General features: G+C 71.6%; 21 protein-coding genes and 2 pseudogenes. 9 read left to right on the top strand and 14 right to left on the bottom strand.

The features are described 5' to 3' along the window. Nucleotides 1–75 precede the first annotated feature (75 nt). The 3 genes and pseudogenes from gnd to ACFXAZ_RS07195 all read right to left on the bottom strand — a co-directional run. A complete protein-coding gene (gnd, locus tag ACFXAZ_RS07205) occupies nt 76–987 on the bottom strand; it encodes a phosphogluconate dehydrogenase (NAD(+)-dependent, decarboxylating) (RefSeq protein WP_384586186.1) in 912 nt (303 codons plus the stop codon). Nucleotides 988–1,290: 303 nt separating this feature from the next. After that, nucleotides 1,291–2,217, bottom strand: a complete 927-nt coding sequence (opcA, locus tag ACFXAZ_RS07200) for a glucose-6-phosphate dehydrogenase assembly protein OpcA (protein ID WP_384586184.1) — start codon at nt 2,215–2,217, stop codon at nt 1,291–1,293. Beyond that, nucleotides 2,214–2,387: pseudogene (locus ACFXAZ_RS07195) on the bottom strand (glucose-6-phosphate dehydrogenase); the annotation flags it as partial. The gene opcA and the pseudogene ACFXAZ_RS07195, both read right to left, overlap by 4 nt. Nucleotides 2,388–2,610: 223 nt before the next feature. On the opposite strand from ACFXAZ_RS07195, the pseudogene ACFXAZ_RS07190 reads away from it, so the two are divergent. Further along, nucleotides 2,611–2,733: pseudogene (locus tag ACFXAZ_RS07190) on the top strand (AraC family transcriptional regulator); the annotation flags it as partial. Here the strand turns inward: ACFXAZ_RS07190 and ACFXAZ_RS07185 are convergent. After that, on the bottom strand, nt 2,704–3,948 hold the full coding sequence (locus ACFXAZ_RS07185) for an Ig-like domain-containing protein (protein ID WP_384586182.1): 1,245 nt from the start codon (nt 3,946–3,948) through the stop codon (nt 2,704–2,706). The pseudogene ACFXAZ_RS07190 and the gene ACFXAZ_RS07185 overlap by 30 nt on opposite strands. Nucleotides 3,949–4,187: 239 nt before the next feature. Continuing rightward, on the bottom strand, nt 4,188–6,293 hold the full coding sequence (locus tag ACFXAZ_RS07180; RefSeq protein WP_384586180.1) for an MMPL family transporter: 2,106 nt from the start codon (nt 6,291–6,293) through the stop codon (nt 4,188–4,190). Nucleotides 6,294–6,520: 227 nt separating this feature from the next. On the opposite strand from ACFXAZ_RS07180, the gene ACFXAZ_RS07175 reads away from it, so the two are divergent. Beyond that, entirely contained in the window at nt 6,521–6,931 is a 411-nt protein-coding gene (locus tag ACFXAZ_RS07175; RefSeq protein ID WP_384586178.1) for a VOC family protein, read from the top strand. An 18-nt stretch (nt 6,932–6,949) separates the two neighbouring features. Here ACFXAZ_RS07175 and ACFXAZ_RS07170 read toward each other — a convergent pair whose 3' ends face one another. From ACFXAZ_RS07170 to ACFXAZ_RS07150, 5 genes are all read right to left on the bottom strand, one after another. Next, a complete protein-coding gene (locus tag ACFXAZ_RS07170) occupies nt 6,950–7,615 on the bottom strand; it encodes a response regulator (protein ID WP_384586176.1) in 666 nt (221 codons plus the stop codon). After that, a complete protein-coding gene (locus tag ACFXAZ_RS07165) occupies nt 7,612–9,039 on the bottom strand; it encodes a sensor histidine kinase (RefSeq protein ID WP_384586174.1) in 1,428 nt (475 codons plus the stop codon). The genes ACFXAZ_RS07170 and ACFXAZ_RS07165 overlap by 4 nt, the downstream gene beginning before the upstream one ends. A gap of 265 nt (nt 9,040–9,304) precedes the next feature. Further along, nucleotides 9,305–10,999 carry a PHP domain-containing protein gene (locus ACFXAZ_RS07160; protein WP_384586172.1) on the bottom strand — a complete coding sequence of 565 codons (1,695 nt, stop codon included), beginning with the start codon at nt 10,997–10,999 and terminating at the stop codon, nt 9,305–9,307. A 143-nt stretch (nt 11,000–11,142) separates the two neighbouring features. Next, nucleotides 11,143–13,011, bottom strand: coding sequence for a LamG-like jellyroll fold domain-containing protein (locus tag ACFXAZ_RS07155; RefSeq protein WP_384586170.1), 1,869 nt, complete (start codon nt 13,009–13,011; stop codon nt 11,143–11,145). 81 nt (nt 13,012–13,092) lie between these two features. Continuing rightward, the gene (locus tag ACFXAZ_RS07150; protein ID WP_384586168.1) at nt 13,093–13,461 is read right to left on the bottom strand and encodes a hypothetical protein; all 369 of its coding nucleotides are present in this window, start codon (nt 13,459–13,461) and stop codon (nt 13,093–13,095) included. A gap of 319 nt (nt 13,462–13,780) precedes the next feature. Here ACFXAZ_RS07150 and ACFXAZ_RS07145 point away from each other — a divergent pair, with 319 nt between their 5' ends. Then, on the top strand, nt 13,781–15,130 hold the full coding sequence (locus ACFXAZ_RS07145; protein ID WP_384586166.1) for a 6-phospho-beta-glucosidase: 1,350 nt from the start codon (nt 13,781–13,783) through the stop codon (nt 15,128–15,130). A 233-nt stretch (nt 15,131–15,363) separates the two neighbouring features. Further along, a complete protein-coding gene (locus tag ACFXAZ_RS07140) occupies nt 15,364–16,245 on the top strand; it encodes a sulfotransferase family protein (RefSeq protein WP_384586164.1) in 882 nt (293 codons plus the stop codon). Between the two features lie 141 nt (nt 16,246–16,386). Here ACFXAZ_RS07140 and ACFXAZ_RS07135 read toward each other — a convergent pair whose 3' ends face one another. Together ACFXAZ_RS07135 and ACFXAZ_RS07130 are read right to left on the bottom strand one after the other, a co-directional pair. After that, nucleotides 16,387–18,072, bottom strand: a complete 1,686-nt coding sequence (locus tag ACFXAZ_RS07135; RefSeq protein WP_384586162.1) for a carbohydrate binding domain-containing protein — start codon at nt 18,070–18,072, stop codon at nt 16,387–16,389. A 70-nt stretch (nt 18,073–18,142) separates the two neighbouring features. After that, nucleotides 18,143–19,324, bottom strand: a complete 1,182-nt coding sequence (locus ACFXAZ_RS07130; RefSeq protein WP_384586160.1) for an ATP-grasp domain-containing protein — start codon at nt 19,322–19,324, stop codon at nt 18,143–18,145. A 428-nt stretch (nt 19,325–19,752) separates the two neighbouring features. Between ACFXAZ_RS07130 and ACFXAZ_RS07125 the strand changes: the two genes are divergently transcribed. Together ACFXAZ_RS07125 and ACFXAZ_RS07120 are read left to right on the top strand one after the other, a co-directional pair. Next, complete coding sequence (locus ACFXAZ_RS07125; RefSeq protein ID WP_384586158.1) at nt 19,753–20,613, top strand: metallophosphoesterase family protein; 861 nt, start codon at nt 19,753–19,755, stop codon at nt 20,611–20,613. Next, the gene (locus ACFXAZ_RS07120) at nt 20,610–21,290 is read left to right on the top strand and encodes a 4'-phosphopantetheinyl transferase (protein ID WP_384586156.1); all 681 of its coding nucleotides are present in this window, start codon (nt 20,610–20,612) and stop codon (nt 21,288–21,290) included. Before ACFXAZ_RS07125 ends, ACFXAZ_RS07120 begins: the two co-directional genes overlap by 4 nt. 219 nt (nt 21,291–21,509) lie before the next feature. Here the strand turns inward: ACFXAZ_RS07120 and ACFXAZ_RS07115 are convergent, their stop codons facing one another. Next, a complete protein-coding gene (locus ACFXAZ_RS07115) occupies nt 21,510–21,749 on the bottom strand; it encodes a hypothetical protein (RefSeq protein ID WP_384586154.1) in 240 nt (79 codons plus the stop codon). Nucleotides 21,750–21,910: 161 nt separating this feature from the next. Next, nucleotides 21,911–22,573, bottom strand: a complete 663-nt coding sequence (locus ACFXAZ_RS07110; RefSeq protein ID WP_384586152.1) for a helix-turn-helix domain-containing protein — start codon at nt 22,571–22,573, stop codon at nt 21,911–21,913. Nucleotides 22,574–22,796: 223 nt separating this feature from the next. Between ACFXAZ_RS07110 and ACFXAZ_RS07105 the strand changes: the two genes are divergently transcribed. From ACFXAZ_RS07105 to ACFXAZ_RS07095, 3 genes are all read left to right on the top strand, one after another. After that, nucleotides 22,797–23,474, top strand: coding sequence for a hypothetical protein (locus ACFXAZ_RS07105; protein WP_384586150.1), 678 nt, complete (start codon nt 22,797–22,799; stop codon nt 23,472–23,474). A 236-nt stretch (nt 23,475–23,710) separates the two neighbouring features. Beyond that, complete coding sequence (locus ACFXAZ_RS07100) at nt 23,711–24,712, top strand: LacI family DNA-binding transcriptional regulator (RefSeq protein WP_384586148.1); 1,002 nt, start codon at nt 23,711–23,713, stop codon at nt 24,710–24,712. A 154-nt stretch (nt 24,713–24,866) separates the two neighbouring features. Then, nucleotides 24,867–26,213 (top strand): ABC transporter substrate-binding protein, encoded by a 1,347-nt coding sequence (locus ACFXAZ_RS07095; RefSeq protein ID WP_384586146.1) that lies wholly within the window; start codon nt 24,867–24,869, stop codon nt 26,211–26,213. Nucleotides 26,214–26,356 lie beyond the last annotated feature (143 nt).

Genomic DNA, 26,356 nt, shown 5'->3' with positions numbered 1-26,356 from the left:
GCCGTCACCGTACGGCCGAACCGGCCGTGGGAGTCCTCGCGCCGGAGATCCCCACGGCCGGACCCGGCCGCCGGACTACTTCGCCTCTCCGGTCGCCTCCCCGGTCGCTTCCCCGGTCGTCTCGACCGCGTGGCCGCCGAACTGGTTGCGCAGGGCGGCGATCATCTTCATCTGGGGCGAGTCGTCCTGCCGGGAGGCGAACCGGGCGAACAGGGACGCCGTGATCGCGGGGAGCGGGACGGCGTGGTCGATCGCCGCCTCCACCGTCCAGCGGCCCTCGCCGGAGTCCTCGGCGTAGCCGCGCAGTTTCTCCAGATGCTCGTCGGCGTCCAGGGCGTGGACCGCGAGGTCCAGCAGCCAGGAGCGGATGACCGTGCCGTCCTGCCAGGAGCGGAACACCTCACGCACGTTGTCCACCGAGTTGACGCTCTCCAGCAGCTCCCAGCCCTCGGCGTACGCCTGCATCATGGCGTACTCGATGCCGTTGTGGACCATCTTGGAGAAGTGCCCGGCGCCCACCTTGCCCGCGTGGACATAGCCGTACGGGCCGTCCGGCTTGAGCGCCTCGAAGATCGGGTGCAGCCGCTCCACATGGGCCCGGTCGCCGCCGACCATCAGCGCGTATCCGTTCTCCAGGCCCCAGACGCCGCCGGAGACCCCGGCGTCGACGAAGCCGATGCCCTTGATGCCCAGCTCGGCGGCGTGCTTCTCGTCGTCCGTCCAGCGGGAGTTCCCGCCGTCCACGACGACATCGTCCGCCTCCAGCAGCCCGCCCAGCTCGTTGATCACGGCCTGGGTGGCGATCCCGGCCGGGACCATCACCCACACCGTGCGCGGGGCGTCCAGCGCGGCGACCAGCTCGGCGAGGCCGGGGACATCGGTGACGTCGGGATTGCGGTCGTACCCGACGACGGTGTGGCCCGCGCGGCGGATCCGCTCGCGCATGTTGCCGCCCATCTTGCCCAGACCGATCAGACCCAGTTGCATGTCAGCTCACTTCCCGAGAGTGCGGTACGCCGCCACGGGGCGGCGGTGGGGTGGACGGATCGAGACCGGGGACGTCGGTGCCCTCGGCGAGGACGGGTCCGGCGTGCCACCGGTCGAAGGACTCGAAGTGCCGGTGCCGGACGGCTCCCCGCCGGCACAGCGGATGCCCGTACCCGGCGAATCGCCGATCCGGTACGGACTCGGACGGGGTGGCAGGTATCAGCGCGGGCCCGGACCCGGGACAGGAACGGGGCCGGGACCCGGGAGAGGCCCGGGGACGTGCCCGGGCACAGGCGCCGGACGTCACACGCCCCCCTCGACCGCCACGCCCCGCAGCGCGATGGCGTACATCTCGTCCGCGTCCAGCCGTCGCAGCTCCTCGGCGATGAGATCGGACGTGGGGCGCACCTTCAGTGCGAGGGTCCGCGCGGGCTGGCCCGGCAGCGAGAGGGTGGCCAGCGGCCCGTCCGGGCGGTCGATGACGATGTCGCCCTTCGCCGTGCCCAGCCGCACGGCCGTCACCACCGGCCCCGCCGTGACCACCCGGTCGACCCGGACAGCGAGCCGCGCCTCCAGCCAGCGGGCGAGCAGCTCGGCGGCCGGGTTGTCCGCCTCGGCCTCCACGGCCGCCGAGGTGATCTCCACCGGGGCCTGGTCCAGGGCGGCGGCCAGCATCGAACGCCACGGCGTGAGCCGGGTCCAGGCCAGATCGGTGTCGCCCGGCGCGTAGGAGCGCACCCGGGCCTCCATCACCCGCAACGGGTTCTCCACCGCGTACAGATCGGTGATCCGGCGCTGCGCCAGCGCGCCCAGCGGATCCTTGGCCGGGTTCTCCGGCGCGTCCACCGGCCACCACACCACCACCGGCGCGTCCGGCAGCAGCAGCGGCAGCACCACGCTGTCGGCGTGCTCGGAGACCTCCCCGTACGTCCGCAGCACCACCGTCTCGCCGGTACCGGCGTCCGCGCCCAGCCGGACCTCGGCGTCCAGCTTGGACTGGGTGCGGTCGCGCGGGGTGCGGGCGTGCCGCTTGATGACGACCAGAGTCCGCGAGGGATGCTCGTGCGAGGCTTCCTCGGCGGCCCTGATCGCGTCGTACGCGTTCTCCTCGTCGGTGACGATCACCATCGTCAGGACCATGCCCACGGCCGGGGTCCCGATGGCGCGGCGGCCCTGCACCAACGCCTTGTTGATCTTGCTTGCCGTGGTGTCGGTCAGGTCGATCTTCATGGCCTGCGCCAGCTCCGTCCGTCTCGTGCGAGTGTCTCGGGGTCGAGGACCTTCCAGGACTCTGCCACCTCCTGGTGACGGGGGAACAGATTGGCGTCGCCGAGGAGCACATCCAGGATCAGCCGCTCGTACGCTTCAGGGCTGGACTCCGTCCACGACTCGCCGTAGGCGCTTGCAGAACGCCTACGACCCTAAAAGTCTGACTTTTTTGCCCGAAGGTTACGGTGTGCCCGCCTGTGGTGAAAGTGGGACACCCGGCGACACCGAACGAACATCGACGAACACCGATGAGGGACGCCGACGGCGACGGCATCCGCACCCCGCCTTCCCCGTCGGCCACAGCGGCTGCGGCGTCGGCATGCGCATCGACCACCACGTCGTGATGCAGTTCACCGCCGTACCCGCGTGCGCGTGGTGCGCGCCGCCACCGGCGGGACTCCGGAGGCGTCCATCGACCGCCGGGTCGTCCTGGAGGCCGAGCGGCTGCTATACCGCGCTGCCCGCCTGCCAGTCGGACCAGGACAGGTTCCAGCCGTTGAGGCCGTTGGCCGGATCGACGGTCACCTCGCCGGAGTTCTCGACGATCACCACGTCCCCGAGGATCGAGCTGTCGTAGAACTTGTAGCCGTCGACGGCGGTGTCGTCCGCGCCCTGGGTGTCGTCCAGCGAGACACAGCCGTGGCTGGTGTTCTGGCTGCCGAACACCGAGGACGCGGCCCAGTAGTTGCCGTGGATGAACGTGCCGGACGTGGTCAGCCGCTGGGCGTGCGGCACATCCGGGATGTCGTACTCGTCACCGAGCCCGACCGTGGAGGACTCCATCCGGGTCTCCTTGAACCGCTCGCTGATCACCATGATCCCGGACCAGGTCAGATGGTCGGGGTCGCCGCCGGTCACCGGATACGTGGCGAAGGTCTGGCCGTCCCGGCGGACCGTCATCTCCTTGGCGGCCAGATCGACCGTGCTGATCTGCTCCCGCCCGATGTGGAAGGTGACGTCCTTCGACTGTGTGCCGTACACCCCGTCCGCGCCCTCGACGTCCCGCAGCCGCAGCCCGAGCGTGATCGTCGTACCGGCCGCCCAGTACGTCTCCGGGCGGAAGTCGAGCCGGGTGTCGCTGAACCAGTGGCCCACGATCTCTGTGGCGGGCTCGGCGGTCACGGTGATCGCCTTCTGGACGGCCGCGCGGTCGGCGACGGCGTGGGTGAAGTTCAGCGACACCGGCATGCCGACACCGGACGTCGAGCCGTCCTCGGGCGTGAAGTAGCCGACGAAGGTCTCACCGGGCTGCTGGGTGGTGAAGCTCGCGGTCAGCTCGGTCCCGTCGTCCGCGCTCGCGGTGACCGTGTACTTCGTCCCCGAGTACGGGTTGCCGTCCGAGGTCCAGGTCGTACGGTCCGCGTCGTACGAGCCGTCCAGCGTGCTGCCGTCGTTGCCCTCGACCCGCACCGACGCCAGCGTGCCGTCCCGCACGATCACCTCGACCGGGGTGGTGAAGGACGCCTTCGTCGTGCCGTTCGCCGGGGTGACCCCGATCTCCGGGCGCTGCGCCGCCGACTGGGCGGTGGCCGAGCCGCCCGACCCCGACGACCCCGTCTCGCTCGCGTCCGCCGAGCCCGTGCACCCGGCGAGCGTGGCGGCTCCCGCCGCGCCCAGCAGGGAGATGACTCCCCGCCGGGACCATCCCTGCGGCTGCCGTCCGGACCCGTTCGGTATGTGCGAGACGCCCACGGTGTGCCTTCCTGTCGTACGTTCCGTGCGTCTTGCAGCTTGCGTCGCCCGGCTGGGGCGAACCTGTGAACGGATGGGAGGAAAGGTGAGATTTCCGTGAATCTCGGTTGGGTGAGGCATGGGCGGAGGCGACAAGGAGGTGCGCTCACCCGGTGGGCGCGGCGAACGGCCGGTGGACCCCCACCCCCGTGAGGGATCCACTGGCCGTCAGAGCTACGTCCTGCTCACCCGCAACCGCCTCACAGCCGCGCCGGCTCCCGGGGTGCCGGGGCGGCGGCCTCCTCGGTCAGGCCGATCCGGTCGTGGACCTTGCGCAGGGGCTTCGGCGCCCACCAGGCGTGCCCGCCGAGCAGCGCCATCGTCGCCGGGACCAGCAGCATCCGGACGATCGTCGCGTCGATCAGCACCGCCAGGGTCAGGCCCAGGCCGATCTGGAGGATGGGGGCGAAACCGCCGGTCATGAAGGCGCCGAAGACGATCGCGAGCAGCAGCGCGGCACAGGTCACCACCCGGCCCGAGCGGCGCAGCCCGGTGACCACGGCCTCCTGGTCGTCGCCGGACCGCTGCCGGGCCTCGCGCATCCGGGCCAGGATGAACAGCTCGTAGTCCATGGCGAGCCCGAAGGCGATGGCGATGATCAGCGGGGGCGCGGTCAGGCTGAGCGCGCCCAGCTCCTCGGAGCCGAACAGCCCGGCGAGATGGCCGTCCTGGAAGACCCACACCACCACACCGAGGGCCGCCCCGAGACTGAGCAGGGTGGTGGCGATGGTCCGCAGCGGCAGCAGCACGGAACCGGTGAAGGCGAACAGCAGGGCGAAGATACCGGCCAGGACGGTCACGGCGGCCCAGGGCGCCCGCTCGGCGAGCATCTCCCGGAAGTCCACCAACCGGGCCGCCGGTCCGGTCACCGTCACCGGCTCGTCCCCGCGCAGCTCCCGCACCCGCTCGACCAGCCCGGTCGCCGCGTCGCCGTCGACGCTTCCGGTCGGCGGCAGTTCCACGACCGTGGTGCCGCCGGGCAACTCCTTGACCTCGGAGTCCGGCGACAGGGCGGTGATCCGGTCGACGGTCGCCGGGTCGGTGCCGGGCTCGACGACGACGGTGACCGGGGCGACGCCGGTGCCGGGCGGGAAGTGCGCGCCGACGGTGTCGTACAGCTGCCGGGCCTCGGTGTCCGAGGGGAGCTGGGTGGCGTCGCCGAGGTTGATCCGCAGCCCGGCGACGGGCAGCGCCAGCACCAGCAGCGCCGGGACGATCACCGCGAGCACGGCCACCTTGCGGCGGGCGGAGAAGCGGGCCAGCCGGGCGAAGAACCGTCCCTCCTCACCCTCCGGCCGCTCCTTCGCGGGCGGGATCCTCCCACCGAACCTCGTCAGCAGCGCGGGCAGCAGGGTCAGCGCGGCCAGCATGTCGATGACGACGACGGCGGCCACCGCCAGGCCCATGCTGCGCAGGAACACGCTGGGGAAGACCAGCAGCCCGGTCAGGCTGACGGCCACGGTCAGCCCCGAGAACAGCACGGTCCGCCCGGCCGCCGCGACCGTACGGTGCACCGCCTCGGCCACGTCCTCGGTGGTCCGGCGCTCCTCACGGAAGCGGACCAGCATCAGCAGCGCGTAGTCCACCGCGAGGCCGAGCCCGAGCATGGTGGTGATCTGGATCGCGTACACCGAGATGTCGGTGAACTGGCTGAACACGAACAGCGCCAGGAACGCGCCGGCGATCGCGCTGACCGCGATCATCAGCGGCAGGGCCGCCGCGCGCAGCCCGCCGAAGATCACCAGCAGCAGCGCCAGCACCACCGGCAGCGAGATCAGCTCCGCGTTGGCCACGTCCTCCGACGCCTGGCCGCCGAGCTGGGTGCCCAGCAGCGGCCCGCCGCTGACATGCACGTCGGGCGCCTCGATCTCATGGATACGGTCCACCGCCGCGTCGACGGCCCGTTCCTCGGCGTCGGCGTCGAGGCCGCCGTCCAGGGTGACCGGGATCAGCAGGGCCCGGCCGTCCTCGGCGGCCAGGCCGGGGGTGGTGTAGGGGTCGGGCACGGCGGCCACCCCGGTGATCTCGCGGAGGTCGGCGACGGTCCGCTCGACCTGCCCGCGCAGTCCGGCGTCGGACACGGCCGTCCCCGCGACGACGGCCGTGATCGACTCGCCGTCCGGGTCCACGCGGTCGAGATACTGGGCAGCCGCCTCCGACTCGGTGCCCGGCACCTCCGGCACATTGTCGGAGAGCCGGGCGAAGACGCCCGTACCGAGCCCGAAGCCGAGCAGCAGGAACAGCACCCAGAGCGATATCACGGTGAGCGGACGGCGGGTCGCCGTCCGGGCGAGTGCGGTCAACACGGTGTCTCCCGGTGGATCGTGGTGTGTACGTCCCACAGGTTCGCGGCGCGAGGGGGCACGGCGGATCGCCGGGACGAGCGGTTTCCCGGACTCGCCCGCACGGGGGAGCGGGGCGCCCGTGTCACTCCTGAGAGGGAGAGGCGACCGCCCGCCGGCCACCGGCCTCATGAATGCCCACCGAGGCAGGGAGGTTGAGCCGAGCGTCCACGACCTGCGAAGGAGCCTCCATGTCCGCCGATTCCCCCATCCGTGAACTGCCTCTGATCGTCACCGCCGAGGACTACGACGCGGCGCTGCACTTCTACCGGGACGTCCTCGGTCTCCCCGAACGCGCCGCGTTCTCCTCCGAGGGCGGACACGTCACCATCCTGGAGGCGGGCCGCGTCACCCTGGAGATCACCGACCCGAACCACGCCGCGTTCATCGACGACGTCGAGGTCGGCAGACGCGTCGCCGGAGCCATCCGGGTCGCCTTCCAGGTCGATGACTCCACGGTCGCCACGGCACGGCTCGCCGCCGCCGGAGCCGAGGTGATCGCCGAACCCACCCGCACCCCCTGGAACTCCCTCAACTCCCGCCTGGAACCGCCCGGCTCCCTCCAGCTCACCCTCTTCGAGGAACTGGGTGAGGTGAAGTGAGGCGACGCCACCAACGGCTCATGCGCCCGGTGTCACCAGCCCCGTCTCGTACGCGCAGATCACCGCCTGCACCCGGTCACGCAGACCCAGCTTGCTCAGCACATTGCTGACATGGGTCTTCACCGTGTGCTCGCTGACGAACAGGGTGGTGGCGATCTCCGCGTTGGACAGACCCCGGGCCAGCAGCCGCAGGGTCTCCACCTCCCGGGCGGTGAGGACGTCCAGCCGCTGCGGGGTGACCTCGGTGACCGCCTCCTCACGGCGCCGCCGCACGATGTCCGCGACCAGCCGCCGGGTCACGGCCGGAGCCAGCAGCGAGTCACCGGCCGCGACGACCCGCACGGCGTGCACCAGGTCGTCGCGGCGCACATCCTTCAGCAGAAAACCGCTCGCGCCCGCGTACAGCGCGTCGTAGACGTATTCGTCCAGATCGAACGTGGTCAGCATGACGACCTTGCACGCCGAGCCCGCGCACACCCGCCGGGCCGCCTCCAGGCCGTCCATCACCGGCATCCGGATGTCCAGCAGCAGCACATCGGGCGCGTGGTCCCGGACTGCGGCGACCGCCTCGGCGCCGTCCCCGGCCTCCGCGACCACCTCGATGTCCGGCTGCGCCTCCAGGATCATGCTGAAGCCGCTGCGCACCAGTTCCTGATCGTCGGCGACCACCACCCGGATGCTCACCCGAGGGCCGCCTCCCGCTCGGCGGTGACGGGCAGCCGCACCCGCACCCGGAACCCACCGCGCGGACCCCGCCCGGCCTCCGCCGTACCCCCACAGGCCACGGCCCGCTCCCGGACCCCGATCAGCCCATACCCACCGGACGGCCCACGCCCCTCGGACAGCCCGGACACGCCGGATCCGTCGAGGCCGCCGGAGCCGCCGGGTTCGCCGGAGCCGCCGGGGTCGCCTGGTACGGGGGCCAGGCCCCAGACACCGGGAACCCTGGATCTGCCCGCACCTCCGGCCGGCCCAGGTCTGCCCACTGCCCCGGCCGACCCAGGTCTGCCCACAGCCCCGGTCGGCCCGGATCTGCCCGCACCCCCCGATCCTCCGGAGGTCTCCGCCGGGCCGCGCCCGTCGTCGGTCACCGTCAGGGTCAAGGCGTCCTCCGTCCAGTCCAGCGCGACCGTCGCGGACGAAGCGTACGCGTGTTTGACGGTGTTGGTCAGGGCCTCCTGCACCACACGGAAGGCGGCCACATCGGTGTCCGGTGGCAGCGGGCGCGGCTCCCCGGACGTGCGCATCTCCACCCGCAGCCCGGTGGACTCCCGTACCAGCCGGACCAGTTCGGGAAGGGTGGCCACCCCCGGCTGGGGCAGCCGCTCGGGGACCCCCCTGGCCTGCTCCTCCTTCAGCACGCCGAGGAGCCGCCGCAACTGCCCCATGGCGTCCCGCCCGCTCGTCGCTATCGCGTCGAACGCGGCCTCCGCACGGTCCGGATCACTGCGCACCACCACCGGCCCGGCCTCGGCCTGGACGACCATCAGACTGACGGCATGCGCCAGCACGTCGTGCATGTCCCGCGCGATCCGGGACCGCTCCTGCGCTCTGGCCCGCTCGGTGTCGGCGGCCCGCTCCCGCTCCAGCCGCCGCGCCCGGTCCTCCAACTGGGCGGTGTAGGCGCGCCGGAGCCGGGCCAGCATGCCGAGCGCGTACGCGAAGATGACGCTCATCAGATGGAACGCGTACTCGTAGGGCTGGGGGCCGCCGAAGTAGCTCATGGTCCCGGCGACCCCGATCAGCCACGCGACCAGCAGCGCCCTCCGCTGGACGGGCGGGCAGCGCGCGGCCACCGTGTAGAGCACGACGAGGCCGCCGTAGATCACGTCCGGCGGCGGCGAGTGATGGGCGGCCATCGCGGAGGTGGCGACCGACACCGCGCACGCCGTCAGGAACGGCGCCCGGTGCCGCCAGATCAGCGGCACCGCCGTCCCCACCCCCAGCAGAAAGCCCTGCCACGTCAGGACATCCGACTTCTCGCCGGGGAAGACCCACTGGAGGGTGGTCGAGAACAGCACGAGGGTGGCCAGCGCCGTGTCCACGACGTACGGGTTCGTGGTGCGCAGACGGGCGACGGACAGTGCGATCCAGGACCGGGCGGACATGGGCGGCTCCTCGTGAGCAGGACCGTTCCAGTATTCCGGGCCGCCCTCCCCTCGGTCCTCACCGATGAGAGGGATATCCCGTACCCCTCCTGAGAGCCACCCGCCCCCGGCGGAGCCCCGCCCCCCATACCTCCGGGGTACCCCCGGCACCCCCTCGCCCCCGGCACCCCTCGCCCCCGGCACCCCCGTGCCCCGGTACCCCCGTGACCCTGTGCCCCCCCGCACCCCCATGCCTCCGGCGGTACCCCCGCACCCGATACCCGCCCTACCGCCCCACCACATCCACGAACACCGGATTGCTGTAGAACCACGTGTCCGCCCAGGGATCCCCGTCCCCCGGCGGGTGCGGCACCGGCCCGTGCGGGTCGATGGACGCGCCCAGGTAGCCGGTGCCGTTGCGGTGGCCGTCGCTGCCGCGCAGCCGGACGTAGAAGGACTCGTCCCCGGCGGTGAGCGGGATGCGCAGGGTGTAGGTGCCCTTGCGGCCCAGGACGTCCTTGGTGGTGACGACCCGGGTGTCCGGCGCCCGCCAGCTGTCCCGGTGGCTGACCGGCCCGCGGACCGCACCCCGGATCACGTCCACGTGCGCCACCTCGGGCCGGATGCCCGCCGGGTTGGCGCGCGAGGCGGCGGTCACGGTCACCTCCAGGGTGAGCCGCTCGCCCTCGCGCACCCGCAGCCGTCCGCCCAGCGTGACGCCCCGCCCCTGATCGCGCTCCCGCCTGAGCCGTACGTCGAGGCCGTCCAGCAGATGGCCGTGGTCCAGCCAGACCCGGCCCGCCCGCAGCCCCGCCATCACCGCCGCGTAGCCGAAGCGGGTGACGCCGACATGGGTCCGGCTGAAAGCACCGGGCCAGAAGTCGCTGCCGGGCTGCGGGGTGTCGGTGTTCACCGGGTCGGGCAGCCGCCCGGTCGTGTCGAAGTTCTGCCCCGGCGCCCAGTCGCCGTTCTTCCAGGTGTCGTGGACGATCCGGTGAGCGTCGGAGTTGGTGGTGACGGAGAACAGCCGGCCCTCGGCCAGCATGGCGTCCCACAGCCCGCCGACCGTGGCCGTCGCCCAGTCGAAGCCGCCGTACGTCACATAGGCCGCCGCCGGATAGCCCGGCCAGGACTGCGCGGACGGCTTGTTCTCGTACTCGCCGCGGATCGAGTTCGCCCCGCGCCAGCCGGGGAGCGCCGCGCCCTGGGAGCCCGGTGCGCCCTCCATGCCGATCATGATCTCCGGCGCGGCGTCCCGCCAGGCGCGCAGCTCGTGCGGGGAGTCGATACCGAGCCGCAGCGGGTGATTGGCGAGGACGAGGACATCGTCGATGGCACCCGAACGGCGTTGCCGGTCCAGCCACTTGAGGGCGGCGACGGCGTGCGCCTCGTTGCGCGCGGTGTCGGCGTCGGCGGCGCCGCCCTTGTCGTAGCCGAGGAGCTTGCCGTCGTAGGCGGTCTCGAAGCGGGTCAGGAGATCGACCTCGCCCCGGCCGGGCGCGGCGATCACGGTGGCGTGCTCGGCGGCCGGGATGTACCACTCCAGCCCTTGGAAGATCAGCTGGCGCGGATGTGCGGCACGGGCCTGGCGGATCTCCGCGTTCTCCAGCGCGGCGCCGTATCTGGCGTGCCCGACGTTGGAGTGCTCGGTGAACACCATCCAGTCCAGGCCGTACTCCGCGCCCTTGGCCGCGAGCTGCGAGAACGTGTACTTGGCGTCATGGCTGTACACGGTGTGGATGTGATGGTCGCCGACGAGATAGGCGAGCCGCGGGTCCTCACCGCCGTACCCCCGCCCTCCCTGGGAGGAGGCGACGGCCGGGGTGGCGACGGCCGGGGTGGCGGCCGACCCGAGGGCGAAGGCGGCGCCGAACAGCCCCGCGCGGCGCAGCAGCTGACGACGGGAGGCGCCCTGCGCGTCCAGGGACGCGGGGGCGACGCCCGGATCGGCCCAGGCGGGCAACTGCTGGTGCTCGGTCATCGGGGTCCTCCATAGGACGAATACATAGGACGATTACATCGGACGGGTACACAGGGCGGGTACATGGGACGGATAAATGGGACGAGCCCTCGGGACGAGCCTGCGGGACGAGCCCTCGGAACTGACGAACCCGGAGTCGGAGGTCAGCGGTTCATGAACTGCGAGACCGGCAGCGCCCGCTCGACGATCCGGACGTCACCGAGCCAGCCGTGGTGGATCTGGTCGATCCGGCCGCCGTACTCGTAGCCGCCGAGCAGCCACGGCAGTCCGGCGGAGGTGAGCCCGTTGGCGCTCGCCGTCGGGTTGCGGACGACCGGGCAGCCGTCGACGTACATCGTCGTGTGGCGGCCGTCGTTGACGACGGCGACGTGCCACCAGGTCTCGCGGGCCGTCTCGTGGCCCCAGTTGGTGGCGATGCCCTGCTGGTTCAGCGGGCGCACCGCCCACTGCGGGCCGGGCCCGTCCGACAGGGAGAGCGTGGCGAGCGGCTCGTCCAGGTCGCCCTCGGTCTTCCCGGCCTGTCCGCCCGTGCCCGCTCGGCTCACCAGCCCGCCCCAGGCGTTGCGGGAGCCGGTCCAGTCGGCGGGCACCTTGTAGAACGCCTCGATCGTGTAGCCGCGCGGGAAGGTCGCCGCGTTGAGCGGCGCCCCGTCGACCGTGCGCAGATACGCGCCTCGCAGCGGCGACTTGTCGCCGTCGAACCGCAGGCTGCCGTGGCCCGGCTGATCCGGGTGATGGTCGGCGGACCAGGTGAGCGTGCCGTCCAGCACCCGCTGGAGGGTCAGATCGTTGCCGCGCCCGGACAGATCACGGACCGTGCCCGTCACGGCCGCGCCGTCCGCGCGCCCGTCGAACCGCCAGTAGGCGACCGTCCCGCGCACCAGCAGCGCCGACGCCGGGCGGGCGGGTCGCGCGGGCACCGGCGCGAACCCGGCGAACCGCTCCGCGAAATCGATCCGCACCGAGAACCGGTCCGCGTCCCCGGTCATCTCGATCTCCCGCCGCTCCAGCGCGTTCAGCCCCTTGGCCGCCCGCCCCAGGATCCACGGCGACACCGTCTCCACGTCGATCGTGTTCCGGTCCAGGTCGAACCGGTACAGCCGGATCATCGCCGCGCCGCCGTAGTAGCGGTTCTGGTAGTTCGTCAGGTGCAGATGTACGTCGTTCCCGGCCGCGTTCGTGCGTACGGCACGGGCGGCGGGCCAGTAGTGCCCGTTGAGGGTGAGGAAGATCTGGTCGTGCTCGGCGATGAGCCGGTCCCACAGCTTCTGTCCGTACGACGACAGGGCGTCATCGGCGTGCACCAGTTCGTGCGTGGTGAGGATGGCGGGCGCCTTCGGGTGCGCGGCGAGGACCTGCTTCGCCCAGTCGAAGCCCTGGTCCGACAGCCGCCAGTCCAGCGCCAGCACCAGCCACTGCCGTCCGGCGGCCTGGAAGAGGTGGTACGTGTGGTAGCCGTCCGGCGAGGCCCCGCCGAAGGTGGGCCGCCCCTTGAACCGCCGCGGACCGAACTCCTCCAGGAACGGCGTGGTTCCGCGCTGATCGTCGGTCGAGGAGCGTACGTCGTGATTGCCCGCGACCACGCTGTAGCCCGCGCCCTGCCGGTCCAGGATCCGGAAGGCCGCGCTCGCCGCCGCGACCTCGGCAACCGTGCCGTTCTCGGTGAGATCGCCCAGGTGCGACAGGAAGACGATGTTCTCCTCGCGCCCCTGCTCCAGCAGATAGCGCAAGGACGCCTCGATCGGCTCGGCGTCGATGCTCGGCCCGTCGAACAGGTACTGCGTGTCGGGCATCACCGCGAAGGTGAACCGCCGGCTGTCCGGATCCGGCCGCCAACTGCTCGCCGTAGCCGCCTCGGCGCCGCCCGCGGGCAGCCCGACCGAGGCGGTCGCGGCGGCACCGAGCAGCGCGGTGGCGCGCAGGAAGGTACGTCTCCCGGCACCGGCCTGAGGAGCATGGCAGACGTCCTGGCCGGCCATGCCGTCATGGATCGGGTCATGCGAGGTACACACACGAAACTCCCTGTAGGGGATGGAATGGAGGAATTGGGGGGAGGGGTTGTACGGATCACGCAGAGGGGTCGCGCGGACGGGTCACGGCCTCGGCGCGGCGACCGGGGGCAGCTCCAGCAGACAGACGACCGTGCCGCGCGGCGCCCCCGGCTCGTCCCGCGCGGTCGTCACCCGCAGCCGAACCCCGCTGGCACCGGCCCGGAACGGAAACGCCAGCGCCGCCGTCTCACCCGGCCGCAACTCCGGCAGGTCGACCGGCACGGCCCGCACGTCGCCCCCGGCCAGGGTCGGCACCCAGTGCGCCCGCAGCCAGTCCAGGCCCCGGAAGGGCTGGACGTTGCCGATGACCGGTCCCTCGTGCCGGAAACACTCCAGCCGGACCGGCGCCGCGAACGCGCGGTGTTCGTACAGCCCGACGCCGCCGCGCCGGACCGGTCTGCCCTCACTCACCCCGTGGACAATGCCGTGGCCCCAGAACCCCCGGATGAAGCCCCCCTGAAGCCCCGGGGTGCCCTCGATGACCGCGCAGGGCCAAGGGAAGGGCCCACCCGTCAGAGGGCCACCCGGCCCCCGGCGATCGATCGCCCGCCACTCCGGCCGCCGCCAACCCACCCGCCGGGGGATCATGGCGACAGCACCACAGCACCACAGCAACAAAGCCAGACACCACACCGACGCACGACACCAACGCACCACACCACCTCACCGACACCAGCGCGACCGCGTGGCCAGACCCCGCGCACGCACACAGATGAAAGGCGCACACCACATGAAGCTGACCATCCTCGGCGGCGGCGGGTTCCGGGTGCCGCTGGTGTACGGGGCGCTGCTCGGTGACCATGCCGAAGGGCGGGTCACCGATGTCGTGCTGCACGACCTGGACGCCGGGCGGCTCTCGGCCGTCACCCGCGTGCTCGCCGAGCAGGCGGCCGGTGTCCCCGACGCGCCGCGCGTGAGCGCGACCACCGAGCTGGACGAGGCCCTGCGCGGCGCCGACTTCGTGTTCTCCGCGATCCGGGTCGGCGGACTGGAGGGCAGGGCGCAGGACGAGCGGGTGGCGCTCGCCGAAGGGGTCCTCGGACAGGAGACCGTCGGCGCGGGCGGCATCGCCTACGGCCTGCGGACCGTACCGGTCGCCGTCGACATCGCCCGCCGGGTGGCCCGCCACGCCCCCGACGCCTGGGTCATCAACTTCACCAACCCGGCCGGACTGGTGACCGAGGCCATGTCCCGCCACCTCGGCGACCGCGTCATCGGCATCTGTGACTCCCCGGTCGGCCTCGGCCGCCGTATCGCCCGCGTTCTGGGCGTCGGGAACCCCGCCGAGGCATGGATCGACTACGTCGGCCTCAACCACCTCGGCTGGGTGCGCGGCCTGCGCGTCGCGGGCCGCGACGAACTCCCGCGACTGCTCGCCGACCGCGCCCTGCTCGGCTCCTTCGAGGAGGGCAAGCTCTTCGGCCCCGACTGGCTCCGCTCCCTGGGCGCGATCCCCAACGAGTACCTCCACTACTACTACTTCAACCGCGAGACCGTCCGCGCCTACCGGCAGGCCGAGCAGACCCGCGGCGCCTTCCTCCGCGACCAGCAGGCCCGCTTCTATGAGGAGATGCGCGACCCGGCCGCGCCCACCGTGTCGGCCCTGGCCGCCTGGGACCGTACCCGCGCCGAGCGCGAGGCCACGTACATGGCGGAGAACCGGGAAACCGCGGGCGCGGGCGAACGCGACGCCGACGATCTCTCCGGCGGCTACGAGAAGGTCGCCCTCGCCCTGATGCGGGCCATCGCCCGCGACGAGCGCACCACCCTCATCCTCAACGTCCGCAACCGCGCCACCCTCGCCGCGCTCGACGCCGACGCCGTCATCGAGGTGCCTTGTCTGGTCGACGCCAATGGCGCACACCCGGTCGCCGTCGACCCGCTGCCCGGCCATGCCACCGGCCTGGTCTGCGCGGTGAAGGCCGTCGAGCGCGAGGTGCTCGCCGCGGTTGACTCCGGATCCCGTACGACGGCTGTGAAGGCGTTCGCGCTGCATCCGCTGGTCGACTCGGTCAACGTGGCCCGACGGCTCGTCGACGGATACACAGCCGTCCACCCCGGCCTCGCCTATCTCACCTGAGGACCCCGACGCCACCTGAAGACCCCGATCCCACGTGAAGACCGCGATCTCACCTGACGGCCCCGACGCCATTCCCATCAAGAATTAAGGAAGCGGTAAAGCGCCTGGCCACGGCCGATTCCCCGCCTCCGGCGAACCGGATTCGTCGCCTCCGCGACACCTGGAGTTCGCCTGCCGCCCCTGAGATGCGAAGGCACGACACAGGGCAGGGACGACAGCGAAAGAGGTGCACCGTGCGGGATCCGCGTAGGTCCGCGATCGGCAAGGGGCTCAGGAGGCGCGGCCGGCTGATCGCCGAGGCGGTGAGCCCGCCCCGCCGCAAATTGGACGCGGTCCCGTCCCAGCCCAAGCCCAGCGGCAAGACCACCACCTACGTCGCCCCGAGCGCCCCGCGCCTGGTGGACTCCCCGGTCTTCGTGCTCTCCTCGGTGCGCTCCGGCTCGACCCTGCTCAGGGTGCTGCTCAACAGCCACAGCCGCATCCGCGCCCCGCACGAGATGCATCTGCGCACCCTGCACGTCCAGTTGGGCCGCGACTTCACCGCCGCCGCGATGAAGGAACTGGAGCTGGACAAGCAGGAGCTGGAACACGTCCTGTGGGACCGGGTGCTGCACCTGGAACTCGCCCGCAGCGGCAAGGACGTCATCGTCGACAAGACCCCCGCCAATACCCTCATCTGGCCCCGGCTGCACCGATGTTGGCCCGACGCCCGCTACATCCTCCTGCTGCGCCACCCCGGCGCGGTCATCACCTCACTGACCGACCGCCGCGCCCACCCCGACCCCGACCGGATCCGCGCCGAGGTCCTTGGCTACAGCGAGAAACTGGAAGAGGCCCGCGCCGGTCTGCCGCAGGCCCAGGTGATCCGGTACGAACATCTCACCGCCGAGCCCGAGGCCGCCACCCGCGAGCTGTGCGCCCATCTCGGCGTCCCCTGGGAGCCGTCCATGCTCGACTACGGAAGCAAGGACCACGGCACCTTCCGCCCCCAGCTCGGCGACTGGAGCAGCACCATCAAGTCCGGCCGCATCCAGTCCGCCCGCCCCGCCGCCCCCGACCTCGCGCTGCCGCCCCGCCTGACGGAGCTGGCGAAAACGTGGGGGTACCCGGCTTAGGTCCGGTCGGTCGGACCTGGGGCGTGGGTACGAGGACACCGGGCACCCCCACGAGCTGTTCGGCCGGCGTGACCGGCCCGTTCTGCGTATGCCGGAGCGCCCGGCCCGTCCTGCGTCAGCCGGAGCCGCGGCGCCCGTCCGTCACCCGGTGAACCCCGCCGTGATCGACGTGAACTGCCAGTTGTTCTGGGCGATGCCGGAGCAGTTGCTGGTCACCCCGCCGCCCGGGCAGGGCCGGTCACGGTTGACGGACCAGAACGCGAGCCGGGCCAGATGCCGGGAGTTGGCGTAGTCACGGATCTGCGTCCAGGTCTGCACCGAGGTCAGCTCCTGCTGGTCGCTGAGCCCGTTCATCCCCGAGATGCCCATGTGCGCGTACGCCGTCGCGTCGTCCCAGCCGAAGACCGACTTCAGCTTGTTCTTCAGCCCCTCCGACGCGTTCACCGTGTTGCCGTACATGTCGGCGCCGCCGCCGAAGTCGAACGGCATGATGGTGAACACATCGATATTGGCGTTCAGCGCGTGGGCCTGCTCGATCAGCCGGTTGCCCCAGTAGGTCGGGCCGGTGGTCGTCGTACCGAAGGTGATGATGGTCCGCAGCCCCGGATTGTTGGCCTTGACGATCCGCAGCGCGTTGAGGATCCGGTCCTGCACCACGGCGTTCTCGAACTCATCGCTGTTCTCGATGTCGACGTCGATCGCCTTGAGGTCATAGGCGTCGATGACCTGCTGATAGGCGCCCGCGAGCGCCTCGGCGGTCGCGCAGTTCGGCCCGAGCTTGTTGCCGCTCCAGCCGCCGATGGACGGGACGATGTCCCCGCCCGCCGCGCGGATCGAGTTGATGACACTCTGGTCGTTGCCGCCGGTCAGCGGCCGGGTGCCGTCCCAGGCCGGGTTGCAGCCGCCCGAGGACAGGATGAACGCCATCGTGTACCACTTGATGCCGGTCGCGCTCATCACCGTGGCCGCGGCGGGCGGATCGCCCCAGCCCAGATACAGATAGGGCGCGGCCTGCTTGAAGCCGGGATCGGGGTCGCCGGGCCCGGTCGTCACGGTGATCGCGTTGGAGGCCCCCGACGTGTTCTGGGCGAGATCCCGCGCCCGGACCGTGAAGGTGTACGTGGTGCCGGGCGCGAGGCCGCTGACCGTGGCACTGGTCCCCGACACGCTGAGCACCTGGTTGGCGCCGCTGTAGATGTCGTACGCGGTGACCCCCACATTGTCCGTGGCGGCGTTCCACGCGAGGCTCACGCTCGACGTGGTCTGCGCGGTCGCCCGCAGACCGCCCGGCACGGTGGGCGCCTGGGTGTCCGGCGGGCCGCCCGGCCCGTCCAGACTGATGTCGTCCGCCTGATAGGCGCCCTGTCCGTACCAGCCGTGCACATAGACCGTGGCACTGGTCTGCGTGGCCCCGGTGGTGAAGGACACACTCAGCTGGGCGTACCCCGACGGGGAGTTCGTCCAGGTCGCGGACCCGCCCTCGACCCCGAGATAGACGTACGCCCCCCTGACCCAGCCGGTCAGCGCGTACGTGGTGCCGGGCTGCACGGCGACCGTCTGGGCGCACCGCGCGTTGTCACTGGCGCTCACGGCCCCCTGGAGCGCCCGCGAGCCGCCGTGCACGGGGGTGGACACGACCGACCCGAGGTTCCCGGAGCACGACCAGGGCGCCAGGGCGCCGGACTCGAACCCCGGGTTGGTGAGCACATTGGCCGCGTGGGCCGTACCCGGCAGGGCCACGGCCCCGCCGAGCGCGAGAGCGGCGGCCCCGAACAGCGCGAGCAGACGTCTGCCGAGGCGGCCACGCCGAAAGAGTTGGTTGCGCACGCGATCTCCCTGAATGGTGTGGGGTGTTCGGGAGTACGAGTGGTGCGCCACCCAATGTGGTCTGGACCAATTACGGTGTCAAGGGCTGGAGCGGCAAGACCTGAGCGGACCCCTGAGCCGAAGCCTGGACCGGCTGGACCGGCTGGAGCGGCCGATCCGCCTGGACCTGCGGCTGGGCGGCCACCGCGGGCCGCGTCGGCCCCGGTTCCTCCACCAGCGGCACGGGGGCGGAGTCCAGCAGCGGACGCGGCCCCGACACGACCGTGTAGTCCTGCCCGAGGAACGGCGGCGCCATCTCACCGGGATCCTCGCCGAGCGCCAGCTGCACGGCCGCCCAGGGCGCGTTGATCCCGCACAGGGACAGCTGGTGCAGCCCGCCGGCCGGGCGTGCGTTCACATCCATCAATACGGGCCGGTCCCCGAACATCCGGAACTGGATGTTGGAGAGGTAGTGCAGCCCGAAGCCCTCCGCGGTGCGCCGCGCGGGCTCCAGCCACTGCTCATGGAGCGTGAAACCGCGCCGCCGCCCGTTCTTGGTCCGCCCCACCGCGAGCCGCACCCGGTTGTCGGGCCCGGTCAGGCAGTCCACCGACACCTCCGGCTGCTCCAGCCGGGGCATCACCAGCCAGTCGACCGGCTCCTCGGCCTCCCGCAGCGCCTGCACCACCAGATCGAGCTGGACATAGGGCGTGGGAAACCCACTGAGATGCAGCAAGGAGAAGGGGGCACGAGTAATCATCCGAAACCCGACCCCGCCCGCCCCGGAAGCGGGCTTGAAGCACGCCTTGTGCCCGGCCCCCTCCAGCTCCTCCACGGCGGCCAGCAGCTCATCGGCGCTGCGCACCCGCCACCACGGAGGCACCGGCACCCCGATCGCCTGTACGGCCTCGTAGGCGATCACCTTGTCCCGGAACACGGCGACGGCTTCCGGCGGCGGCGCCAGCAGCGCCGTACCGGCGGCCTCGAACTCGGCCCGGTGCGCCACGATCGCCGACTGGTGCAGCCGCGGCACGAAGACATCGATGCCACGCCGCGCGCACTGGTCCAGCGCGAACTCCACGTACCCCGCCGGGGACAGCCCCTCCGGCTCCAGCTCGGCGGTGTCGGCGGCGGCGAGCACGGGGGAGTCGGGGTCACCGTGGGTGGCATGGATCTCGACGGCCCGGTCGCTGGGATTTCGCCTCAGCTGATCCATGAAGAACACGTTCTCCGCGTACGTGCGGTTGAGCCAGACGCGTACGCGAGAGACCATGCAGGCCGCCTTTCACGGTTGGCGGGCAGGGCGGAGCACGCCCGTGCCCGGGCAGGGGTGGCTGGAGGTACACCAAACCGCCCTGCGTGACAGGAGGGGTCGCGGCGGGTGGTGTCGGGGCGATCATACGGGCTCGCAGGGACCCGGCGTGCAACATGCGTGTTACGGATTTTCCGATGATGTACCCCCGGAACGCAGGCTCCCGTTCACCTCCCATGTCCCCCGGTGGCCCACCCATACCGCAGCCCGTACCACCCCCCATACCGCCGCCCGTACCGCCACCCATGGCCCACCCGTACCGCGACCCGTACCCCACCCCCGCGCCACGCGCCGGGCCCGCCCCGGCGCCCCTTGCTCCCCGCCTCGGGAGTGTGATCTCGTGGTGAAGTGGTCATGTGATCACGCTCGGCTGATCTGAGGGGGCACGGGTGACATCCACGGCCGGCGGTACCGGTCAACTGCTGGCCATCAGCGACCTGCACATCGGGTACGCCGAGAACCGCGCCCTGGTGGAGCGGATGCGCCCCGGGACGGACGACGACTGGCTCCTGGTGGCCGGCGACGTCGCCGAGACGGTGGCCGACATCCACTGGGCCCTTCAGACCCTCGCGAGCCGCTTCCGCAAGGTCATCTGGGCCCCCGGCAACCACGAACTGTGGACCCACCCCAAGGACACCGTCACCCTGCGCGGCACCGCCCGCTACGACCACCTGGTCGCCCTCTGCCGCGAGCTGGGCGTGCTCACCCCCGAGGACCCTTACCCCCTCTGGCAGTCGCCGGACGGCCCGGTCGCCGTGGCCCCGCTCTTCCTTCTGTACGACTACTCCTGGCTGCCGCCCGGCCACCCCACCAAGGCCCAGGGCCTCGACTACGCGAACTCCACCGGCATCGTCTGCACGGACGAGTTCCTGCTCCACCCCGACCCGTACCCCACCCGCGAGGACTGGTGCCGGGCCCGCGTCGCCGAGACGGAACAGCGCCTGTCGGCGCTCCCGCCGGATCTGCCCACCGTCCTCGTCAACCACTACCCCCTGGACCGCCACCCGACCGAGATCCTCTGGCACCCCGAGTTCGCCATGTGGTGCGGCACCGCCCTCACCGCCGACTGGCACCGCCGCTTCCGGGTGCGGACCATGGTCTACGGCCATCTGCACATCCCCCGTACCACCGTCCACGACGGTGTCCGCTTCGAGGAGGTGTCCGTGGGCTACCCCCGCGAATGGCGCCAGCGGCCCCAGGCGCCGGGCCGGCTGCGCCCGATCCTGACCGAGGAGGTCGCACCCCGGTGATCGAGGAGCTGCTGCCCGTCCCCGTCGTCGCCGTGGAGACCTTCGGCCCCGATGCCACCGCCGAGGCCGCCCTCTACCCCGAGGAAGCGGCCCTGGTCGCGCAGGCCGTGCCCAAGCGGCGTCGCGAGTTCGCCACCGTACGCGTCTGCGCCCGCCGCGCGATGGACAAGCTGGGCGTGGCGCCCCGGCCCGTCCTGCCCGGCGAGCGCGGCGCGCCGGGCTGGCCCCCCGGCCTGATCGGCAGCATGACCCACTGCGAGAACTACGCCGCCGCCGCCCTCGCCCGCGCCACCGACCTGGCCTCCCTGGGTATCGACGCCGAACCTCACGGCCCCCTCCCCGAGGGTGTGCTGGAGGCCGTGGCCCTCCCCTCCGAACGGGCCCGCCTGACGGGGCTCGCCGCCCGCCATCCCCAACTCCACTGGGAGAGGCTCCTGTTCAGCGCGAAGGAGTCCGTGTACAAGGCGTGGTTCCCGCTCACCCGCAGCTGGCTGGACTTCTCGGAGGCGGACATCGAGCTGATCCCCGACCCCGCCAGCGAGACCTCCGGCGCCCTGCGGGCCGAACTCCTGGTCCCCGGCCCGCTGGTCGCCGGGCGGCGCCTCAGCCACTTCGAGGGCCGCTGGACCATCCAGCGGGGCCTGGCGACGACGGCCGTGACGGTCCCGCTGGGCTGATCCGGACGGTGGCCCCTCGTACGGGTCATCCGGGCGCTTCACGGGGTCCGGTGCGTGCGGTTGCCGCGTTGTGGTCGGTCGCCGGCTCGGCTGTGCTCGCGCGAGGGTCCCCCAACGCGTCGCCGACCTCCGCCGCCGCGCAGCCGTACGCACCAGAGCCCGCCGGGGTCGGTCGATGGGCCATCGAGCCTCATCGCCGGCATGATCCGGCCGACCGGCCTACGGCGTGGCCGCCGGTGGGCACCAGTTGCCCAGCATCCGGAAGAAGTCCTCCTCGTTCCCGCTGAGCCCCGCGTCCGCCAGTGCCCGGTCGGCCTCCGCCAGGACGCCCGGCGGTACGAGGGGTGGCCGGCCGGGCGGTCCGGCGTCCCCGTCGTACGCCGCCCGGACCGTGTGCAGCAGGCGCAGATAGGCCTGAAGGGCAGCGCGTTCACGATCGGTCAGCAGCACGGTCCGCATGGTCGGCTCTCCTCGCCTGGAGTCCGCGCCCCCGCCCACCGGGAACGCAGCCTCCAGCTTGCCAACCACCACTGACAATCCGCCCCGACCACACCGGTTCTCCCCCGCTCAGCGCACTCCGCCGGCAGGGTTCCCGCCGGACCGGACCCGCGCCGCCCGGGTCAGGAATCGGGGCGCTTCACGCTCTCCAGGAGCATGTCCAGCCATTCGGCGACCTTGTCGCGGTGCTGATCGGTGGGCAGTTGCGCGGCCCGCCAGGCGATACCGCGCACGCCGTGGTCCTGGAGGAGCTTCTCCAGGGGGTCCTCGGTGGCGGCCCGTGCCGCTGCCGCGCGTTCCCGGTCGGCGAGGCGCTGGAGGAGTTCCTGCTCGGTGCGCTGGAGGGTGCCCGCGAGCGCCTCGGGGTCCTCGGCGGTGAGGAACCCGGCGTGCACCCGGAAGAAGCGCTGGATGGCGTCGCAGTGCTCCATGGTGGGCCTGCGGTCGCCGTTGATCAGCGCGCCGGCCTGCTGCCGGGACATGCCCGCGCCGTCCGCGATCTCCTGCTGGGTGTACTTGCGGCCGTTGGGCTTGAGGCGGGTGCGGCGCAGCAGGTCGAGCCGTTGCAGGAAGCGGGCCTGCACATCGGGCTCGCCTGCGGGCCGGTCGGCCAGCAGCTCTCTCACCACGGGCTCGGGGACACCGCAGGCCACGGAGAGCCGGGCGGTGTCGAAGATCTCGGCGTGCGGGGTGCCGAGCCGGTCGGTGAGTGCGCTGACGCGGGCGACGACGGCCGACAGCACTGCCGACGCGGCGGCGCCCGGAATCTCGTAGCCATCCGTCACCGACGTGTCTCCTACGTTTCTCACAGCCATCTCTCAAGCGGGTTGCCGTGACTTCCCGGAGCGTAGCGGTTCGTTCGAACTCACATCCAGGTCTCGCCACAACTGTGGCCAATTTCAGCCGTCAACCGTCGTGGAATGCCACGATAGTTGACACGGCTCCGTCCGGGGCAGCAGGATCGGCACGCCGCGAGAAGGCCGCATAGGCAAGAGGGGTGACCTCCCGATGGCATATCAGGCAGGTGGACAGCAGTCGTCGCTATCGCAGTCCCTCCCCACGAGCCGTGCGGCCCAGGCGTATCTCCAGGACTACGCCGCGCTCCTCGACGCCCTCTCCTTCCCGTCCTTCGTGGTCGACCGGAGCTGGGACGTGGTCCTGGCGAACAGCGCGTTCGAGACACTTTTCCGTGAGATCGGTCCGCATCCGACGGCCATGCCACGGGACAACTTCCTGCGGTTCGTCCTGTTCCACCCGGACGCGGCCACGGTGCTCGGTGATCATGAGGCGCAGTGGTGTCTGCCGATGCTGGCCCACTTCGCGTCCTCGGTCGAGCGGCACAGTCACGATCACCAGCTCCAGTCGATCCGCCGGGACATCGCGCAGGACCCGATCATGGAGGCGGCCTTCCGGCAGGGGCTGCCGCACTGGATCCGGGCGATGGGGGAGTACGCCTTCGAGCACGACGGCGCGGTGCGCCCGGTGCACCATCCCGATCCGCGCTGGGGCGCCACCGACTGCCGGGTGGTCGGCGAGACCCCGCGCGCGCTGCGCGAGCTGGGCTGCACGCGGCTGACCCTGGTCCTGCGCGAGATCCGCAAGCCCCCGGCGGCCCCGCGCCGCCACCGCCGTGACCGGCGTACGGGCGCGAGCCATCTGAGCGTGGTCCACGCGTCCGAGAGCTGACCGGGCACCGTCGGCGTTCAGGTCGCCGACGGCGCCTCGGTCGAACCCCCAAGCCACACAGCCGGCCCGCAGCCAACACGCCGGTGACCACCACCCCCAAGGGGCGCGGGGAACCGCGCGACCAGCTCAAGGCGGCCTGCACCCGAACGACAACCGCCGCCCCCCTCCCCTCCTCCCGCCTCAAAATCACTCCCACTACGCAAGCCGTTTGCGCACCTTGCGCTATTCTTGCGGGTATGACGCGACGACTTGCTGAAGTGGCGAAGAAGGTCGGGGTCAGCGAGGCCACGGTGAGCCGGGTGCTGAACGGCAAACCAGGGGTCTCCCAGGCCACCCGGCAGTCGGTGCTGTCCGCCCTCGACGTGCTCGGCTACGAGCGCCCCACCCAGCTGCGCGGAGAGCGCGCCCGGCTGGTCGGACTGGTCCTGCCGGAGCTCCAGAACCCCATCTTCCCGGCCTTCGCGGAGGTGATCGGCGGGGCGCTGGCCCAGCTGGGGCTGACCCCGGTGCTGTGCACCCAGACCAAGGGCGGGGTCTCCGAGGCCGACTATGTGGAACTGCTGCTCCAGCAGCAGGTCTCCGGCGTGGTCTTCGCCGGCGGGCTGTTCGCCCAGAAGGACGCCCCGCATGATCACTACCGGCTGCTGGCCGACCGCAACATCCCGGTCGTGCTGGTCAACGCCGCCATAGAGGATCTCGGTTTCCCGGGTGTCTCCTGCGACGACGCGGTGGCCGTGCAGCAGGCGTGGCGGCATCTCGCCTCGCTCGGGCACGAGCGGATCGGCCTGGTGCTCGGCCCCGTCGAGCATGTGCCCTCGGCGCGCAAGCTCGCCGCCGCGCGGGAGGTCGCGGGCGGTGCGCTGCCGGACGAGCACGTGGCGCGGGCCATGTTCTCCATCGAGGGCGGACACGCCGCCGCGGCCAAGCTCATCGACCGGGGCGTGACCGGCTTCATCTGCGCCAGCGACCCGCTCGCCCTCGGTGTCGTGCGCGCCGCCCGGCGCAAGGGGCTCGACGTCCCGTCCCGGATCTCGGTCGTCGGCTACGACGACTCGGCGCTGATGAACTGCACCGAACCGCCGCTGACCACCGTCCGCCAGCCCATCGAGTCCATGGGGCGGGCCGTGGTGGAACTCCTCAACGCGCAGATCGGCGGCAGCGCGGTGCCCACCGAGGAACTCCTCTTCGAGCCGGAACTGGTGGTGCGTGGTTCCACCGCGCAAGCGCCGCGCGACTGACCCTCGTCAGGCTGTCATTTGTCCGTCCTTGGCTGTCAGTTTATTGCAAATTCTGCGTGACATCTTGCGTGGCGATGCTGTCGGTGCTTGAGTGTGCGACGCCCACCCGCTCGGCCCGAAGGGGCTCAGCGCTCCTGCCCAAAGGGGTCCACCGATGAGAAGCTCCGGGTTCCGCCGTACGTTCGCCACGCTCGCGTGTGCCATGTCCTTGACCGCCCTGGCCGCCTGCGGTTCGGGGGACGACGCCGAGAGCGGCAAGACCCAGATCACGGTCAACTGCATGCCGCCGAAGAGCGCCAAGGTCGACCGGCAGTTCTTCGAGGACGATGTCGCCGCCTTCGAGAAGGCCAACCCGGACATCGACGTCGTCCCCCACGACGCGTTCCCCTGCCAGGACCCGAAGACCTTCGACGCCAAGCTCGCCGGCGGCCAGATGGAGGACGTGTTCTACACGTACTTCACCGACGTCAACCACGTCGTCGACATCAACCAGGCCGCGGACCTCACCCCGTACATCGAGGAGCTGGAGAGCTACGAGACCATCCAGCAGCAGCTGCGCGACATCTACACCGTGGACGGCAAGATCTACGGGATTCCGCGCACCGGCTACTCGATGGGCCTGATCTACAACCGCGCCCTGTTCGAGGAGGCCGGTCTCGACCCCGACCAGCCGCCCGCCACCTGGGACGAGGTCCGTACCGCCGCCAAGAAGATCGCCGACCTCGGCGACGGCACCGTCGGCTACGCCGACTACAGCGCCCAGAACCAGGGCGGCTGGCACTTCACCGCCGAGCTGTACTCGCAGGGCGGCGACGTGGTCAGCGAGGACGGCAAGTCGGCCACCATCGACACCCCCGAGGGCAAGGCCGTCCTCCAGACCCTGCACGACATGCGCTGGACCGACAACTCCATGGGCAGCAAGCAGCTCCTCGTCATCAACGACGTGCAGCAGATGATGGGCTCGGGCAAGCTCGGCATGTACCTGGCCGCCCCCGACAACATCCCGATCCTGGTCAAGGAGAAGGGCGCCACCTACGAGGACATGGCTCTCGCGCCCATGCCCGGCGGCAACGGCACCCTCATCGGCGGCGACGGCTACATGTTCAACAAGAACGCCAGCCCCGAGGAGATACGGGCCGGACTGAAGTGGCTCGACGCCATGTTCCTCACCCCCGGTGACGGCTTCCTCGGCGACTACGCCCGCGCCAAGGAGAACGACGCCCCCGTCGGCCTGCCCGAGCCGCGCCTGTTCACCGGCGCCGCCGACGAGAAGGACCAGCAGGTCAAGGAAGAGAACGCGAACGTCCCGGTGGAGAACTACCAGGCGTTCCTGGACGGCAACGAGAGCCTGGACATGAAGATCGAGCCGCCGAGCGCCCAGCAGATCTACTCCGTCCTCGACGGAGCCGTCTCCGCGGTCCTCACCAAGGAGGACGCCGACATCGACTCCCTGCTGAAGGACGCCTCCGGCAAGATCGACGACATCCTCGCCCAGGGCTGACCCGAGATGACCAAGACGGCACAACGGCGGACCGCGGCCAAGGTCGCCGGGCGCCCCGTCGAGGTGGCGCCCCCCCCCCCCCCGCCCGGGGGGGGCGCCGCCCCCCCCCCACGCACAGCCCCCCTCACCCACCCTCGGGGGGC

Source organism: Streptomyces sp. NPDC059477 (assembly GCF_042749375.1).
Taxonomy (GTDB): domain Bacteria; phylum Actinomycetota; class Actinomycetes; order Streptomycetales; family Streptomycetaceae; genus Streptomyces.
Note: the sequence above shows the minus strand (reverse complement) of the source record. Positions and strands in the feature narration are given on the sequence as shown.

What these genes read in the sequence shown, in the direction of transcription:
- ACFXAZ_RS07105 (WP_384586150.1), top strand. Translation starts at nt 22,797, where the DNA reads ATGGCATATCAGGCAGGTGGACAGCAGTCGTCGCTATCGCAGTCCCTC.
- opcA (WP_384586184.1), bottom strand. Translation starts at nt 2,217, where the DNA reads ATGAAGATCGACCTGACCGACACCACGGCAAGCAAGATCAACAAGGCG.
- ACFXAZ_RS07145 (WP_384586166.1), top strand. Translation starts at nt 13,781, where the DNA reads ATGAAGCTGACCATCCTCGGCGGCGGCGGGTTCCGGGTGCCGCTGGTG.
- ACFXAZ_RS07095 (WP_384586146.1), top strand. Translation starts at nt 24,867, where the DNA reads ATGAGAAGCTCCGGGTTCCGCCGTACGTTCGCCACGCTCGCGTGTGCC.
- ACFXAZ_RS07160 (WP_384586172.1), bottom strand. Translation starts at nt 10,999, where the DNA reads ATGACCGAGCACCAGCAGTTGCCCGCCTGGGCCGATCCGGGCGTCGCC.
- ACFXAZ_RS07175 (WP_384586178.1), top strand. Translation starts at nt 6,521, where the DNA reads ATGTCCGCCGATTCCCCCATCCGTGAACTGCCTCTGATCGTCACCGCC.
- ACFXAZ_RS07100 (WP_384586148.1), top strand. Translation starts at nt 23,711, where the DNA reads ATGACGCGACGACTTGCTGAAGTGGCGAAGAAGGTCGGGGTCAGCGAG.
- ACFXAZ_RS07130 (WP_384586160.1), bottom strand. Translation starts at nt 19,324, where the DNA reads ATGGTCTCTCGCGTACGCGTCTGGCTCAACCGCACGTACGCGGAGAAC.
- gnd (WP_384586186.1), bottom strand. Translation starts at nt 987, where the DNA reads ATGCAACTGGGTCTGATCGGTCTGGGCAAGATGGGCGGCAACATGCGC.
- ACFXAZ_RS07165 (WP_384586174.1), bottom strand. Translation starts at nt 9,039, where the DNA reads ATGTCCGCCCGGTCCTGGATCGCACTGTCCGTCGCCCGTCTGCGCACC.
- ACFXAZ_RS07115 (WP_384586154.1), bottom strand. Translation starts at nt 21,749, where the DNA reads ATGCGGACCGTGCTGCTGACCGATCGTGAACGCGCTGCCCTTCAGGCC.